This is a genomic window from Novosphingobium sp. 18050, from assembly GCF_902706195.1.
GTDB lineage: Bacteria > Pseudomonadota > Alphaproteobacteria > Sphingomonadales > Sphingomonadaceae > Novosphingobium.
This window is the reverse complement of the sequence record NZ_CACSJO010000021.1, coordinates 44,594-59,453: the sequence shown is the minus strand read 5'-3', so window position 1 is coordinate 59,453 and position 14,860 is coordinate 44,594. Positions and strand designations below refer to the sequence as shown.

The following is a 14,860-nucleotide window of genomic DNA, read 5'->3' as shown; positions in this document are numbered from 1 at the left end:
CACTTATCCATATTGAACACCGTTTATCGATCATAGACAGCATGACGGATTATGTGACATCCTCGGCTATGGCAGCAGGCAGTCGGCTGCTGCGCTCCATAAACGGACGTATATGTGACAACTCAGATTGGTTACGCGCGGGTGTCCAAGGCGGACGGTAGCCAGGTCCATGACCTCCAGCGCGACGCGCTGGTCGCGGCCGGCGTCGATCCCGAGCATATCTATGAGGATGCCGCGTCGGGCCGGCTCGACAAGCGACCGGGGTTGGACGCGTGCCTGAAGGCGCTGCGCCGCGACGACACGCTCGTGATCTGGAAGCTCGACCGGCTCGGTCGCGATCTGCGCCACCTCGTCAACACGGTTGGGGATCTGACCAAGCGCGGTGTCGGCCTCAAGGTGCTGGCGGGTGAAGGCGCGTCGATCGACACCACCACCGCCAATGGACGGCTGATCTTCGCGATCTTCGCCGGCCTCGCCGAGTTCGAGCGCGAACTGATCGTCGAACGCACCAAGGCGGGGTTAGCCGCCGCGCGGGCACGGGGCAGAAAAGGCGGCCGGCCATTCAAGATGACCTTGGCAAAGCTACGCCTTGCTCAGGCCGCTATGGGCAAGCCCGAAACCGTGGTCGCTGATCTTTGCGCGGAAATGGGCGTGACACGCCAGACTCTCTACCGCTTCGTGGATCCAACCGGAGCATTGCGCCCAGACGGCCAGCGCCTTTTCGATCGTGGACGACAGCTCCGTTAAGCAGCTTCCGCCCCCCATCCCGAAATTCCGCTCACGTCCCGTTGCGGAAATTCAATCGGGCGTTTTGTGGGAAAGGACTTTAGGCCCAACGATTCCTTGCCTCCGCTCTGGAACGCGCTCACTCGTTGCCTCATGCAAGCGACAGACCTTCCTCATTCTACCGTGCACCTGCCGCCGTTACCCTCTGGTTGGCAGGTAGTAACGATGACGGTGCTGCCTGATGGATCGCTGGGCTTGCTGGGCACGAATGTTGATCTCGCAGGCGCTTGGGCGCGGGTGAGGCGACAGGTGACCGAGCCGCTTGCGGCTGACTCGCCGGAGCGGCCACAGCCGGTGGCGGCGCATGGTACCGCCCGTCTGTGGCGATTCGACGGCTTAACTCTTCATGACGGGCCGATGGTGCCGCTTGAACGCCCTTCGCTCGAACTGGCCGGGTTTCAGGCTGGCCGCTGGTTGATCTCTGACACGATCGCCGGCACCGAGACAAACGGCCGGTTGTTTGCTCCCGATGGCATGCTGCTAGCACGGCTCCATCTCGGCGATGCTATCGAATATCTAGGTGTCGATCTCGCCGACCGTGTTTGGGTAGGCTGGTTCGACGAGGGTCTTTCCAGCAACTGGGATCGCCTTGCCGAGAATATCGATCAGACGGCAGTGGTCGCGGCCTGCTTTGCTGCTGACGGCGAGATGCTGCCGGTCGGACCAGTGCCAGACGCTGCCGGTTTTTTGGCGGACGTCTGCGCTATGACGGTAACTGAGGATGGTGCGTGGGTATGCCCTTACACCGAATTTCCACTGCTTCACCTGCGCGCCGGCCAACCGGTCCGGTGGTGGCGCAACAAGCTACTTGGAATTAATGCGATTGCCACGGACGGCCGCCATGCGTTGCTCACGGGCGGCTATAGAGATGATGCTGCGCGAATTGCGCTGGTTGAGTTAGGTGGCGACGGTCAAGGTGAAGAGGTACTGATGCTCGCTTCATGGCGATTGCCACTCGTCAAGCGTGTTCCGCCGGAACACGAGCTTCCGTCGGTTGCCGAGCATCTGGTGTGGGATTCACCGGCGCTGGTCGCCGGGAGGGGCGACATGCTGCACCTCGTTCAGGATGATATTTGGTATAGCTGGCGGATTGGAGATGCGGTCGAGGCTCTTGGCCGGACGTAGCGTCATGTTCGCAATCCACCCGAAAGCGATATTCCGCGCCCGGCAGCTTGCGCCCCCTTGCGGACATCGCGGACGGGGTGCAGTTTCCGGTTATGAGCGTCCCTTCCATCCTTCTTGCTGTCTTAGCGCTAAGTTGGAGTGCATCGTCCTCCCAAGCTCCACTAGACGAGGCTGCTTTTTATGGCGCTTCAGTCACGTTTCGAGATGGTGAGTGTTGGTTCTGGACAGGTGATGTTGGATTAACCGCCCGGCAATTTCAGGATGATTTAGCGGCAAGGTTTGATCGAAAACTAGGTCTTGTTCTATCATATTCCGGAGATACACCGGCGCGGTGTGTTAAACTGGCTCGTCGCGCCGCAACGGGAGCCGGGTTTAAGACGATCAAAGTTGCGGTCCGGGCAGATGCTGGCCCAGTCGGACCACCGCTGAACGGCAGCTAACCACCAGAATCCGCCGTTCAAAGGGAACGGATGACGCGTCGCAAATTACCGTTCGCTCATCCCTTTTGGGCTTAGCGTACGTTTACGACTAGATTCTGCGATGCCCCCGTATAGGGCAGCTGCACGTAGTCCAGCACCGAATATGCCGCCCGCCCGATGCGCGAGCCCGACTTCGCGAACAGCAGTTCGCCCAGGTTCAGGCCGACGCCTACGAACAGGTGCCGCTTGGGAGTGATGCCCTTGTCGCGGTCGCTGTTGAGGAAGTCGCTGGCGTAATAGCCCACCTGAAGGTCGAGGTATTTCAGCGCGCTGTTTTCCAGCTTCTCGAACCCCGCGCCTTTCAGCGAGAACATGAAGCGCTGCTGTTCGTAATGGGGCTTGCCGGTGGTGCTGTAGATCTGGTGGTTGGGCATGATCTCGATCTTGAAGGCCAGCTTTTCCTTCAGGCCGGGCACCGTGTTGCGCAGGATTGAGAAGGTCGCGCCCGTGATGTTCATCACGATGTCCTGCATCGAATAACCGCTGTCCGGCTCGATCGCGTCGGAGATCTCGTTCAGTGCCATGAGGCCGGATGCCAGAATCCCCGCGGTCAGCGCATCGCCCTCGGACCCCCCGGTGTTGCGGTGGATGCGATGGTGCAGCAGCTCGGCGATGAGGTAGGTGTTGAAGGCGTGGGTCAGCTTGTCCATGCCCACGTTCTGCGTGTCCTTGCCGAACCAGCCTTCGTCCTTGAAATGGAAGCCGGTGGTCGGCTTGAACAGCTTGGGGATGCCCTGGGCCAGGACGTAGCCCGATAGCAGCGCGATTTCGGTGGTGGAACTGCCCGCCTGCTCGAAGAAGCCGTGATGCGAGGCGAATTCGCGCGGGACGTGGCCCGAAGGGTCGAGCGGCGCGGGCGGTCCGGCGGCGGGTTCGGGAGATGCGGCGGGCACCGCATCGGCCGCCGGGCCGTAGCGGGCGGGATCCTGCGGCAGGGATGACGGCAGGGCGGCCAGCAAGGTCGGCTGCTCGGTGGCAGCGCCGATTTCGGCCAGGTTCCAGTCTGCCGGGATATCAGGCGCCGTACCGGGGAATGACGCGCCTAGGCCGTCCGCCGGGGCTGCCTGCACTTCCGGAAAGTCGGTTGCCGAAGCACCCCAGGCCGGCGTGCAGGGCAGGCATGTGACCAATACCAGGGCCACCTGGCAGCGATACCTGTTCCTCATCGAACTCCCTGCCGCGAACGCCTGGCGAGCTTGCGAAAGAAGGTCCGTTGCGGAACAATCCCTTCGCCTGCACCGCAGAAGAAGCGCCCGCCCCCTCGGATTAAGTATTCGTACTAATTCGCGATTAGCCGCCGGCAGGTCAAGCATTCGTCGCAAAAATGCATTTTTCTGTCATATTCAGAATCAGGGGACTGCCCTCGGATCGAGGGAGGGCGCCGCTCAGGCCGGGTTATCGCCCGTGTTGTTCCCGGCCCGCTCGATCGCCTTCCTGATGTCCGCCACGAAGCGCGAGTGGCGCACGCCGGTCAGGAAGGTGTTCTGGATCAGGTTGCCCACGAAGCGGCAGGGACGCTTGATCTGGATGAGCAGGATGTAGCGGTCCTCGTCCGTCTCGTTCCAGACCTCGTGGTTGAACATGTCGTCGAACAGGAAGGACTCCCCGTCCTGCCAGGTCATCACGTGCAGCGCGTCCGGGCCCTCGATGTGCATTCGGCACCTCTCGCGCTCTTTCGGGGCTTTCAGGGCGAGGTGGTAGGTCAGCATGCCTTTGGTCATGCCCCAGTGGCGCGGAATATGGCCGCCGGCCTCCAGGACGGAGAAGTTCGCCGTCACCAGCCCCGGCACTTTCTCGATCAGCGCGGCGGTTATCGGTGCCCGGGCGGCATTGCCCGGCATCCGGTAGCCGTAGCCCTTGAGGAAGAATGCGCGCCAGCGGCGGTCGGCGCCGATGCGGCCGTGGTCGAACGAGATTTCGCCCAGTGAGGGGATGTCCTCGGCGCGGATGCGCACCGCCTCGCCCCGGATCGCTTCCCAGTGGCGTTCCAGTTCGGCGATCCAGGGGAAGAAGGCCTTGTCCTGCACCGCCGCGTCCGGGATCAGCGAATTGCGCATGATCACCCGGTCGATCTTGGGGCGCAGTTCCTTGCCGATCTGGAACACCGATTTGCCGGTGAAAGGTACTTTCCACCCGCGAGAATTGAGAGTTTTCTGCCAGCTCATGCGTATCGGTCAGTCAGCGCCGCGCTTTTACCGCTTGAGTGTGCCGATCCTGGAACCGAACACGCGGTCCAGGAAGATCGCCGTGATCGCGAAGTTGCTGTCCTCGTCGACATAGTGGTGGCGCATGTGGTGGCGCTTGAGCGCCTTGCCAAGCCTGCCGCGCATGGGAAACTGGTGGCAGGCGAAATGGACCGCGTCGTACAAAACGTAGCCGGTCATGAAGCCCAGCAGCATCCACGTTCCGGCGGGGCCGAGCAGCGCGACGAAGGATAACCAGACCAGCGAGCCGATCGAGACGCTGACCGGCAGCGGCATCAGTCCGCGCAGGGCATCGTTCGGATTGTCGTGGTGGTTGCCGTGGATCAGGAACACCAGCCAGCGCACCACCGCCACGTCGCTTTCGAGGTGGAACAGGTAGCGGTGCATCGCATATTCGAACAGGGTCCACACCACCATACCGGCGGCAAAAAGGCCGAAGCCCTCGATCGGACTGGCCGATCCCCACCCGGTCCAGGCGATGAGCGGAAGCATGACAGCCCAACTCAACGCGAAAGTTCGCGGTGAAATCAGCGTAAGCTTTTCCAAGCGCTCGCTTTTGAACAACCTGACGCGTTGCGAACTGAAAACCGGAGCGGGCATTGACTGGAATCCTCGACAGTAGGGATGATTGGCTGTCAAGACGAAATGCCTCCAAGCGAGATGAACTTGTGACAAGAAGCGAGGAAATACGTACGTGTCGGACGAAACCAGAGTGAAGACGGAATCGTTCCGGCCCAACCGTATTCTAATAACCGGAGCATCCGGTGGGCTGGGCGGAGCATTGGCCCGCCATTATGCCGGAAACGGCGCATCCCTGAGCCTTTGGGGCCGTGATGCGGGCCGCCTTGCGGCAGTGGCCGAGGCCTGCCGGGCGGCGGGCGCGGTGGTTTCGGTGCGCTCGCTCGACCTTGCCGATGTCGGTTCGGCGCTGGCGGCGCTGGCGGCGGAGGATGAAACGGAAGCCTTCGATCTGGCTCTTTTCGCCTCGGGACGGGGCGATGTGCGGGCGGCGGGGGATCTCGTCGAGGATGCGGGCCTGGTGGCGATGCTGGGCGCGATCAACTTCACCGCCCCTGCCGCCATGGCGGCGGCGCTGGCGGCGCGCATGGCGCAAAGGGGGCGTGGGCGCATCGTGCTGGTGGGCTCTGCGGCGGGTTTCCACGCCCTGCCCTTCGCCGCTGCTTATTCCGGGACAAAGGCCGGGCTGGCGCGCTTTGCCGATGCGCTGCGCCTGTCGGTGCGGGGCCACGGGGTGCGCGTAACGCTGGTTTCGCCCGGCTTCATCGACACGGCGGCGGGGCGCAAGGTGCCCGGACCCAAGCCGATGCTGATGAAGGTGGATGCGGTGGCGCAGCGGATCGCGGCGGCCGCGGCGGCCGGCAAGGCGCACCTCGTGCTGCCCTGGCCCTTCAAGGCGCTGCGCTGGCTGGACCGTCTGCTGCCCGCCCCCTTGCGCGACCGGGTGCTGGCAGGGCTTACCCCGCCGGCCTGAGGGGCTGCTTCTACAGCGGCGCGCCCAGCACCATGTCCAGCACGGCATGGTGGAGCGCCGCCGGGGTCAGGTCGGCGCGGCGCCCCTCGCCCGGCACGATCCGGCCCTCTGCGTCCATGCGGACCATCACGTAAGGCGTATGCCTGCCGGGGGCGGCTCCGGGGGCGGGCTCGGCAGCGGGCGGCGCGGTGGCGCCCGGAATGCTGGGGCGGTGGTCACCGAAGAAGACCAGCAGCGCGGGGCGTTTCAGCGCGCTCAGCCGCTCTGTCAGCGTGGTCAGCATGGCGTCGCTGTTGCGCACGAGGCGCAGGTAGCCGTTCATCAGGTCGGTGCCGCCCGGTGTGCCGTCGGAGGCCCATGGGCCGTGGTTTTCGATCGTCACGGCGTAGAGCAGGCTCGGCTCCCGGGCGGCCTGCGCCAGCGCCGTGATCTCGTCCGCCATCGCCGCGTCGGTGACATAGCGGCCCTCTCCCGGCCCCGGCGGAGCGAAGCAGTCCTCGCCCACCAGCTCGGCGAAACCACCCTCCGGCATGATCCGGTCGCGTCCGTAGAAGCGCATGTCGTGGGGGTGGATGAACAGGCTGCGCCAGCCTTTGAGCCGCGCCGGCAGGGCATAGGAGCCCTCGCCCAGCGCGGTCAGGAACGGGTCGTAGCGGCGAAAGCCCAGCGCTTCTTCCTCGCGCCCGAACAGCACGCCGTATTCGGTGCGCATGGTATAGGCGCCGAAGCCGCTGACCTGAAGGTCGCCCCACTGGCAGGCGTTCTTGCGCGCGAAGGCAAGGCCGGGCAGCGCGGCGGCGGGATCGCCGAACAGCTCGACCGGGTCGGCGAAGCTCTCGCACTGGATGACGACGACGATTTCGGGCGCGTCCTGCGGGGGCTGCCGCGCCGGTTCGGGGCAAGGCGGCGGGTCGCGGCTCTCGCGCCAGCGCAGCCAGTAAAGCAGCAGTGTAGGGTAAAGGCCAAGGCGGCGAGTGTCGCCGTGGGCGTCGGGGACACGGGCAAGGAGCCGGTACGGCCCGCTGCGCAGCGACAGCGCCAGCACCGTCAGCGCGCCCGCCAGCAGCGCCGCTCCGGCAAGGTGCGGCGCGGGGTCTGCCACGAAAAGCCAGCCCAGCACCGCGAGGAGCCCGGCCGCCACGATCGCCGCGACGATACGCTGCCACATGGCGACGGCGGAAAGATAGAACTGGGGATGGCGGAATATCGCGCCGATCAGTGCAAGGTCGGAAAACAGCAGCGGCTCGCCCAGCATCGCATGCTTGGCATTGGAGGCGACCGCCAGCAGGGCCTGCACCGCCAGGGTAAGCGCGGCGGCCACCGGGACATTGCCGCAGAGCATCAGGAACAGGCCCAGCAGCGCCGCCGTCATTAAGGCCAGCAGCCACAGCCCGGCCGCACCGCGCATCCGGTTACCGGCAGGAATCCGGGGCCGCACCAGCGCATCGAGCGCGGCACTGGCGGCGAGCAGGGCCGCCGATGCCCCTGCGCCCGATATCAGACCGTCCACCGTCACCGCCTTGGTAAGCACCACCGCTTGCGCGCCGCGCAAGGGCTCCTGCGCGGGGATGGGCACATAGCCGGGGCGGCCAAGGCTGTCATCAGGCGTCTACGTCCTGATAACAGGTACGCCCAGGTAACAGGAGGTGCGGCATTCCAGTGCGCCGACACGAGGGTTTGCGAACAGTCTTCCCGGCGCTGCGGCTTGCCGCAAGTCTGGGGTGACACTAACGGTCTGAAATACATGTCCGGCAAGGCGGGCGGCGTAAGTATCGACGAACTTGCGCGCAGCTTGCGGACAGCATGGAGCACGTCTTTTTTCGGATGCCAGAATTGCCAACCGCCACGCATGACCGGGAACAGCCTGCCGGAACCCCGCGCACGGTGCTGCTGCTGCAGGGCCTTATGGGCCGCCTGTTCCGCCGCCTCGGCCAGGGGCTGATCGCGGCCGGGCACACGGTCCACAAGATCAACTTCAACGGCGGCGACCGCCTGTTCTGGCGCCTGCCGAACGGGATCGAGTACCGCGGCACGCTGGCCGACTGGCCGCAGTGGTTTGCGCAGGTCCTGCAGGACAAGGGCATCACCGACGTCGTCCTGTTCGGCGACTGCCGCGACCATCACATGCCCGCGATCCGCATCGCCCGCGATATGGGTGTGCCGGTCCACGTCTTCGAGGAAGGCTATATCCGGCCCGACTGGGTGACGCTGGAGCTGGGCGGGGTCAACGGCCACTCCTCGCTGCCGCGCGATCCGGTGTGGTACCGTGAGACTGCCGCCGCGCTGGCGCCGGTGGCCCCTCACGCGAAAGTCACCGCCTCGTTCCGCCGCCGCGCCGCCGAGGGCCTCGCCTACAACTTCGCCGATGTGCTGACCCGCTGGCACTATCCGGGCTGGAGCAACCACCGCCCTTGGCACCCGGTGGTCGAAGGTATGGGCTGGTGGCGCAAGCTGTCGCGCCGCAAGGTGCGCGAAGCCGCCTCGGGCCAGCTGATGGCACGGCTGGAAAGCACGGGCGATCCGTATTTCCTGTTCCCGCTCCAGCTCGATTCCGATGCGCAGATCCGCCTGCACTCGCCTTTCGCCGGGATCGCTCACGCGCTCAGGCTGGTGATCGGCTCGTTTGCCGCCCACGCCCCCGCAGGCACGCGCCTGGTGGTCAAGGAGCACCCGCTCGACAACGGCGTGCGCGACTGGCAGCAGGTGACCGCCGACACCGCCGCGCTGTTCGGCGTGGGCGACCGGGTCGACTATCTTGCCACGGGCGATATCGTGGCGGTGACGCAAGGTTCGCTGGGCGTCGTCACTATCAACAGCACCAGCGGCACTTTCGCGCTGGCGGCGGGCCTGCCGGTGGTGGTGCTGGGCCATGCGGTCTACAACGTGCCCGATATCACCTATCAGGGCGGCATCGATGCCTTCTGGCAGGACCCGGTGGCACCAGACCCGGAAACCTTCGCCGCTTTCCGCCGCGTGCTGATCGAACGCTGCCTGATCCCCGGTGGCTTCTTCTCGGATGAGGGGCTGGACAAGGTGGTACGCCACGCCGTCGCCCGGCTCGAAGGACGCCCGCTCGCACCGGAGTAAGTGGCGTCGGAGCGAGTGGCAGGGCAGCGCGGTGGGCCTCGCCGACCCGTGCATCCTGACGATCGCGGCTCCAACCTTCGCGGGGATGACGCCCCTCTGACAGGGCCGACAGACTGCGCCGTCTGGCGGCTTCATGCATCTTCGCCGCATTTTTAAAACGGCGCCGAAGGTGATTCGCGCGTGATTCGAAAAAGCGGGCAATTCCTACTCGAAAGCACGAATCCAGCGGCGCAATTTCTACTCGATAGCACGAATTGGCGGGTGAATTTCTACGTGAAAGCACGAATGCGCAGGGTAATTTCTACTCGATAGCACGAACGATTTTTCGTTTTCCTACTCGATAGCACGAACGGTATTGGGTTTCGCGGACGCACAATTGCTGCGAGTTTCATGAACCGGTGAGACCGGTCGACTGGCCCGACGATTTCGGGCCATGTTTTCGAGGAATAAGGGACCGGCCGTGACCACATAAAAGAAAGCCCGGCACGAAGGCCGGGCATCCTGATGAGGTAAGGAAGAGCGTCGCCAAACGCTCGACGAAACAACAAAACTTAGTTCGTCTTCCTTACCCCATCCCGAACCCGTTTTCAAGGATGCGCGCTTCGCGCCACGCCATCTTTTTGTCTGGATGACGGCCCTCCCATGGAGGGACGAATGGGAACGCATACCCTGGGAACGGCGCTGGCCGCCGCACTTGGCGGCGCAAAGGGCGCGCGCAAGGTTCGCTCCGGCGCACCGCACCGCACCGGTGCGCGGGTGCTGCGCGGCAGCGTCGAGGCGGGGACTTTCGAACATGTCTTCTTCGCCCCTCCCGCCAAGGGAGAGACCGACCACCTGCTGCGTGCGGCCCGCCGCATCCTCGATGCCGGGCGCCAGCTGCGCAGCGAGGCGCGCGCCGGCACCCGCAGCCTCACTCCGGCGGAAGGTCTGCTGACCACGCTGACCGCCGCCAGCGTGCGCGTGTTCGAGGAGCTGCTGACGCTTTCGCGGCTCAACAGGGGCCAGGTCTTTCCCAGCTACGACCACCTCGCGCAGGCGACCAGCCTTGGCCGCGCCACCGTGGCGCGCGCCCTGCGCATTCTGGAGGGCATCGGCTTTCTGGTGCGGCAGCGCCGCTTCAAGCGGATCGAGGACGCGGAGGGCCCCGGGCCGCGCTACGAGCAGACCTCGAACGCCTACCGCACTTTCCTGCCCCGGATCGTCGCGGACTATCTGCCGCGCTGGATGCGCCCTGCCCCGCTTCCCCAGGACGTGACCCACCGCGAGGAAACCCACGCCGAGGATATGGCGCTGATGGTGAAATCGCTGAGTTGCCGGGAGCTGGCCGAAGCCCATGTCGGCGGCGCTCTGGGCAAGGTTCTCGCTCGTCTCGGAGCTGCCCTCGACAGGCAGGAGCGCGAGTCTCAGACAGATACGCAACCGCTACCTGATTCATATATAACAAGACCATATGGAGCTGGCCTAGACGGCCAGCCGCCTTTCGCCTGACGGCGCCCATACCGAACCCACCCTTCCCTGCCGCAAAACCAGTTGAACCGGAAAGTCCGGCCGCACCGCGATGCGGTGCGGGTGCTCCCGGGAGGAGCAGGCCGCTTGTCCATCTCGCGAAACGGCCCCCGCGCCTGCGGTCTTCGCCGTGTTTCCAAAGGAATGGTACCCAACGGATATCGGATAGCTACCCAGTATCCTTCATAACCGACCGCAGCCGGTTCCGGGTCCATGCGTTGCCTGAGGCATGATCTACTTCGAGCACATCGTGCTGGCTCTTGCCATCCAGGCGGCAGTGGGTTTCCTCACCGGCAACTGGTGGGCGGGCGCGGGTCTGGCCTCGGCCTATTTCATCGGGCGCGAGGCAGCGCAGGCCGAATATCGCTGGATCGAACTCTACGGCGAAGGGCTGCGCGCCAATATGCCGTGGTGGGGGCCCTTCGACCTCAGGGTCTGGACCAAACTCGACCAGTTGGTCGACTGCCTCGGCCCGCTGGTCGTCACTTGCGCGCTTGCGCTGGGTAAGACGCGGCGCTGATACGGCAGCGGGCCGGACCAGCGCCGTAAAGCGCCGATCCGGCCCGCCCTTGTCTCGTGTGTCGCTGGCCGGTTTTTCCGACCTGCGGCTTACTTGAAGCGCACGCCGATGCCGGCCATCAGGCGCTGGCGGCCGGTGTCACCGTGGTAATTCGAGTAGACGTACTGTGCGTTCACATAGACCGGCAGGCGGCCCTGCGGCATCACGGTGTACTCGACGCCGCCGCCGACCTGGTAGCCGTCGGCACGGTAGTGGTCATAGACCAGGGTATCGCCGGTCGGACCTTCGATGCGCTTGCGCTGTTCGCCGTTGACGTAACCGGCCTTGCCGAAGACCAGCATCTGCGGGGTCACAAGATAGCCGGCACGCACCGCAGCGCCCCATTCCTCGAATGCCTTATGGTCGACGCTGTAACCGCCGCCCAGGTTGGTGGAGTTCTCGTTACCCTTGCCGGGCGTCCAGTAGCTGCCTTCAGCGCCGATCACGATACGCTCGCCAATCGTACCGTCGAAGCCGACGGTGCCGCCGTAGCCGAATTTGTCGTTATGGTTGCCTTCCGACTGGAAGCGGTCGCCGCCCAGGTTGCCCTCGACGCGGATGCCGCGGAAGCCGGTGCCATTGGAGGAGACTTCGGTACCGGTCGGCGTCGCGTCCTGCGCGAAAGCCGGCTGGGCCGCGATCCCGGCCGCAATCACGGCCGTGAGAGTGATCGCCTTGATATTCATAAAACGTCCTTTGGTGTGTTAGTCAGATGAACAAACCGCAAGAAGGGGACGGGGTTTCCGTAAAACAGGAAAGCATTAGGGATTGCGACGAGGGTGTGACCTTGGAGCAACAATGGTATCAAGATGATACCGAAGGATATCTAGTTGGTATCCTTTTTGGTATCTCAAGCGGGCGCGTGGCAGATCTTGCGCGCTTCCATGATGTATTCATCAATGGATCCCCGCGCAGATCTGGCAGAGCCGGACGTATCGGTCAGGAGGCTCGCATTTGGGAGATATCCAACGGTATCTGAAAGGTATCTTTGAGATACCAATCAGATACCCGTGCAGCTTTTCCGCTGCGGTTATCCTTCGGAAACGACTGTGCCTTTCAGCGCCTCAAGCGCGCGTTCCAGCACTGCGCCGAGCGGCAGGTCGAGGTCGTCGGCGATACGGTAGAGTTCGGCGATCGTTTCTTCGGTTGCCTTGATGTTGATCTGGCGGTTGCGCCCGGTGGTGCGGCGGCGCTGGACGCGGGCAGGCGGGGCAGGAGCTTTCGCCGGTTCGGATGCAGGAGCCTCTGCGGGTTCGGCCCGGGCCTTGCGGCTCGGGAAGCCGCTGTGCCTGGCGATCTCTTCGATTGCGGCGGCGGGAACCGGCTTGGGTGCGCCTTGGGCGGCGAAGTCATCGAGGTCGCCAAAGGGATTGGCGCGGGGCGGGGAGGGGGGGGGAGCGGCGCTCATCGTGCCGCCTCCACTTCACCGGCAGGGGCACTTTTGCGGCTTTCGCGCAGACGGGCGATCACTTCGGCGGCGAACTGCTCGGCATTGGCCTGCGCCTTGTCGAGGTTGGATACTTCGCGCGGATCGAGGTTTCCCAGCGTCTGCTGGAACGAGAACACCGCACGGAACGCCTCGCGCTCGTTGAGCTGGGCATCGAACACCGGCACCCCGGCATCAAGCAGGCCGCCCTGGATGTGGCCCATGGTGCGGGTGCGGATGATCGGGCTGGTGCGCGTCAGCAGCACGCCGAAGGGCACTGCGCGCCCAGTCATCTTCTCGTGCTGCTTCAGTACGCGGATGGCCCGGCTTGCCTGCTCGGCGTCGAGCTGCGAGCCCTGCATCGGGATCACCACCAGATCGGCCTGGCTTACCGCCAGCAGCACGATCTTGGCGGCAGTGCCCTCAAGATCGACGACGACGAAGGGCGTTTTCGCAGCGGCCTCCTCAATCCTGTCGATGATGCTATCCTCATCGACATCGGCGAGGACCGAAAGGGTTTCGGGCAGGGCGGCACCCCTGGCCCAGGCGGCGATTGGATGGTTGGGATCGGCATCGACCACGGTTACCGGCGCTGCGCGCGCCAGTTCCGAGGCGAGGAGCAGTGCAGCAGTGGTCTTGCCCACACCGCCCTTGGGACTGACGAAAACGATGGTGGGCATGGACGATTCTCCCTCTTCCACCATGTTAATAGCTATCTGGTAGCTACCATGTCAATTATAGTACCAAGTAGATACTACTGGCACTATCTTGATTTTCGGCAGCCACCTGTTGCCAGTCACAATACAGGCCCGTACTTGACCCGCAAAGGAGCCGATGTGCAGCACTTCAGGATCGGTATCGATGGTTATAATCTCGCCATGCCTAAAGGGACCGGCATTGCCACTTATGGCCTGAATCTGGCACGCACACTGCAATCGGCCGGTCACGAGGTGACGGGCGTTTTTGGTCTTCACGTAGGCCGCGATCCAGCACTACGCGAGACGCTGTTCTTCGATCGGGTGGGCCAGGTTCAGACCGGCCGCGTGGTCTTCGGTGGCCGCTGGCACCGGCGTTTCGGCATGCTGCGCGCGACGCTCGACCGCAAGCTGAGCCCCGAGGCGGTCGATGTGCCGCTGACCGTCAACGTGGATAAGGAGACTTTCGCCGAAAGCTTGCCGGCTTTTGACCGCCTTACCAGCGCGGCAGGCTTGTTTCCCGTGGCGCAGCGCCACTTCGCCACGACCGGCCGCTTCCTGACATTGCGCATGGAGCGCCCGCCGGAGATCATGCACTGGACTTATCCGGTGCCGGTGCGGATAGAAGGCGCGCGCAACATCTACACCGTGCACGATCTGGTGCCTTTGCGGCTGCCCTATACCACGCTGACCGACAAGCCGCGCTTCACACGCCTGTTGCGCCGCTGCGTGGCCGAGGCAGATCATTTGTGCACGGTGTCGGAATTCAGCCGGAAGGACATTATCGCGCAATGTGGCATCGATCCCGCACGCATCTCTAATACATACCAGACAGCATTCCTTCCCGAAGAGGTGAAGCGCGAGAGTTTTGAACAAAGCGCCCGTCAGGTAAAGGGGTTGTTCAGCCTTGATCCGCGCGGTTACTTCCTGTTTTTCGGTGCGCTGGAACCCAAGAAGAACCTTGGCCGGCTGATCGAGGCCTACCTGGGCCTGGACATTCAGACGCCGCTGGTTCTGGTCGGTGCGCGGGCCTGGATGAGCGAGGGCGAACTCAGCCTGTTGCCCGCCAATGACAGGCGGATCGTCAGGCTGGATTACCTTGGCAGGAACGCGCTGCTGCGGTTGACCCGGGCGGCCCGGGCTGTGCTGTTTCCTTCGATCTTTGAAGGCTTCGGGCTTCCAGTGCTCGAGGCCATGCAACTGGGGACGCCGGTACTCACTTCACAGCGCAGTTCGCTGCCCGAAGTGGCGGGAGATGCTGCGTTGCTGGTCGATCCGTACAACACGGCATCTATCGCGGAAGGGATCGCCCGCCTCGATGGCGATGCAGCGCTGCGCGAACACCTGAGCCTTGCCGGGGCGGAGCAGGCGGGCAAATTTTCCGAAGCGGTTTACCGCGAAAGGCTTCAGACCATGTATGCTGGCGTGCTGGCTACACCAGCGGCAGGGCAGGGTGCGGTATAATAGAAAAGCTGGGAACAAGCCGGTAGGAAACGCGCAG

Annotated in this window: 14 protein-coding genes; 7 read left to right on the top strand and 7 right to left on the bottom strand. The window is 64.2% G+C overall.

Translation table 11 applies throughout. The features are described 5' to 3' along the window. Positions 1–114 precede the first annotated feature (114 nt). Together GVL61_RS18430 and GVL61_RS18425 are read left to right on the top strand one after the other, a co-directional pair. Positions 115–747, top strand: coding sequence for a recombinase family protein (locus GVL61_RS18430; RefSeq protein WP_159982083.1), 633 nt, complete (start codon positions 115–117; stop codon positions 745–747). A gap of 204 nt (positions 748–951) precedes the next feature. Next, the gene (locus tag GVL61_RS18425) at positions 952–1,911 is read left to right on the top strand and encodes a hypothetical protein (protein ID WP_159982116.1); all 960 of its coding nucleotides are present in this window, start codon (positions 952–954) and stop codon (positions 1,909–1,911) included. Positions 1,912–2,422: 511 nt separating this feature from the next. Here GVL61_RS18425 and GVL61_RS18420 read toward each other — a convergent pair. From GVL61_RS18420 to GVL61_RS18410, 3 genes are all read right to left on the bottom strand, one after another. Further along, complete coding sequence (locus GVL61_RS18420; protein WP_159982115.1) at positions 2,423–3,556, bottom strand: DUF2279 domain-containing protein; 1,134 nt, start codon at positions 3,554–3,556, stop codon at positions 2,423–2,425. Between the two features lie 219 nt (positions 3,557–3,775). Then, on the bottom strand, positions 3,776–4,555 hold the full coding sequence (locus tag GVL61_RS18415; RefSeq protein WP_159982114.1) for an aspartyl/asparaginyl beta-hydroxylase domain-containing protein: 780 nt from the start codon (positions 4,553–4,555) through the stop codon (positions 3,776–3,778). Positions 4,556–4,582: 27 nt separating this feature from the next. Further along, positions 4,583–5,086: a sterol desaturase family protein gene (locus GVL61_RS18410; protein WP_235037785.1), complete on the bottom strand. Its 504-nt coding sequence runs from the start codon at positions 5,084–5,086 to the stop codon at positions 4,583–4,585. Between the two features lie 202 nt (positions 5,087–5,288). On the opposite strand from GVL61_RS18410, the gene GVL61_RS18405 reads away from it, so the two are divergent. After that, entirely contained in the window at positions 5,289–6,086 is a 798-nt protein-coding gene (locus GVL61_RS18405) for an SDR family oxidoreductase (RefSeq protein ID WP_235037784.1), read from the top strand. Between the two features lie 10 nt (positions 6,087–6,096). Here GVL61_RS18405 and GVL61_RS18400 read toward each other — a convergent pair whose 3' ends face one another. Next, on the bottom strand, positions 6,097–7,638 hold the full coding sequence (locus tag GVL61_RS18400) for an LTA synthase family protein (protein WP_235037783.1): 1,542 nt from the start codon (positions 7,636–7,638) through the stop codon (positions 6,097–6,099). A gap of 272 nt (positions 7,639–7,910) precedes the next feature. Here GVL61_RS18400 and GVL61_RS18395 point away from each other — a divergent pair, with 272 nt between their 5' ends. The 3 genes from GVL61_RS18395 (at position 7,911) to GVL61_RS18385 (ending at position 11,199) form a co-directional block, all read left to right on the top strand. Continuing rightward, the gene (locus GVL61_RS18395; protein ID WP_159982112.1) at positions 7,911–9,173 is read left to right on the top strand and encodes a capsule biosynthesis protein; all 1,263 of its coding nucleotides are present in this window, start codon (positions 7,911–7,913) and stop codon (positions 9,171–9,173) included. 654 nt (positions 9,174–9,827) lie between these two features. After that, the gene (locus GVL61_RS18390) at positions 9,828–10,661 is read left to right on the top strand and encodes a helix-turn-helix domain-containing protein (protein ID WP_159982111.1); all 834 of its coding nucleotides are present in this window, start codon (positions 9,828–9,830) and stop codon (positions 10,659–10,661) included. 247 nt (positions 10,662–10,908) lie between these two features. Beyond that, positions 10,909–11,199 carry a hypothetical protein gene (locus tag GVL61_RS18385; RefSeq protein WP_159982110.1) on the top strand — a complete coding sequence of 97 codons (291 nt, stop codon included), beginning with the start codon at positions 10,909–10,911 and terminating at the stop codon, positions 11,197–11,199. A gap of 89 nt (positions 11,200–11,288) precedes the next feature. Here GVL61_RS18385 and GVL61_RS18380 read toward each other — a convergent pair whose 3' ends face one another. From GVL61_RS18380 to GVL61_RS18370, 3 genes are all read right to left on the bottom strand, one after another. Continuing rightward, positions 11,289–11,924: an outer membrane protein gene (locus tag GVL61_RS18380; RefSeq protein WP_159982109.1), complete on the bottom strand. Its 636-nt coding sequence runs from the start codon at positions 11,922–11,924 to the stop codon at positions 11,289–11,291. 344 nt (positions 11,925–12,268) lie between these two features. After that, positions 12,269–12,646 carry a stability/partitioning determinant gene (locus GVL61_RS18375; RefSeq protein WP_159982108.1) on the bottom strand — a complete coding sequence of 126 codons (378 nt, stop codon included), beginning with the start codon at positions 12,644–12,646 and terminating at the stop codon, positions 12,269–12,271. Beyond that, positions 12,643–13,344 (bottom strand): ParA family protein, encoded by a 702-nt coding sequence (locus tag GVL61_RS18370; protein ID WP_159982107.1) that lies wholly within the window; start codon positions 13,342–13,344, stop codon positions 12,643–12,645. Before GVL61_RS18370 ends, GVL61_RS18375 begins: the two co-directional genes overlap by 4 nt. A gap of 135 nt (positions 13,345–13,479) precedes the next feature. On the opposite strand from GVL61_RS18370, the gene GVL61_RS18365 reads away from it, so the two are divergent. Then, positions 13,480–14,823 carry a glycosyltransferase family 1 protein gene (locus GVL61_RS18365; protein WP_235037782.1) on the top strand — a complete coding sequence of 448 codons (1,344 nt, stop codon included), beginning with the start codon at positions 13,480–13,482 and terminating at the stop codon, positions 14,821–14,823. Positions 14,824–14,860: the final 37 nt, after the last annotated feature.

Excerpts from the sequence above, each read along its gene's own strand:
- GVL61_RS18395 (WP_159982112.1), top strand. The coding sequence starts at position 7,911 with ATGCCAGAATTGCCAACCGCCACGCATGACCGGGAACAGCCTGCCGGA.
- GVL61_RS18425 (WP_159982116.1), top strand. The coding sequence starts at position 952 with ATGACGGTGCTGCCTGATGGATCGCTGGGCTTGCTGGGCACGAATGTT.
- GVL61_RS18375 (WP_159982108.1), bottom strand. The coding sequence starts at position 12,646 with ATGAGCGCCGCTCCCCCCCCCTCCCCGCCCCGCGCCAATCCCTTTGGC.
- GVL61_RS18410 (WP_235037785.1), bottom strand. The coding sequence starts at position 5,086 with ATGCTTCCGCTCATCGCCTGGACCGGGTGGGGATCGGCCAGTCCGATC.
- GVL61_RS18385 (WP_159982110.1), top strand. The coding sequence starts at position 10,909 with ATGATCTACTTCGAGCACATCGTGCTGGCTCTTGCCATCCAGGCGGCA.
- GVL61_RS18420 (WP_159982115.1), bottom strand. The coding sequence starts at position 3,556 with ATGAGGAACAGGTATCGCTGCCAGGTGGCCCTGGTATTGGTCACATGC.
- GVL61_RS18380 (WP_159982109.1), bottom strand. The coding sequence starts at position 11,924 with ATGAATATCAAGGCGATCACTCTCACGGCCGTGATTGCGGCCGGGATC.
- GVL61_RS18415 (WP_159982114.1), bottom strand. The coding sequence starts at position 4,555 with ATGAGCTGGCAGAAAACTCTCAATTCTCGCGGGTGGAAAGTACCTTTC.
- GVL61_RS18370 (WP_159982107.1), bottom strand. The coding sequence starts at position 13,344 with ATGCCCACCATCGTTTTCGTCAGTCCCAAGGGCGGTGTGGGCAAGACC.
- GVL61_RS18390 (WP_159982111.1), top strand. The coding sequence starts at position 9,828 with ATGGGAACGCATACCCTGGGAACGGCGCTGGCCGCCGCACTTGGCGGC.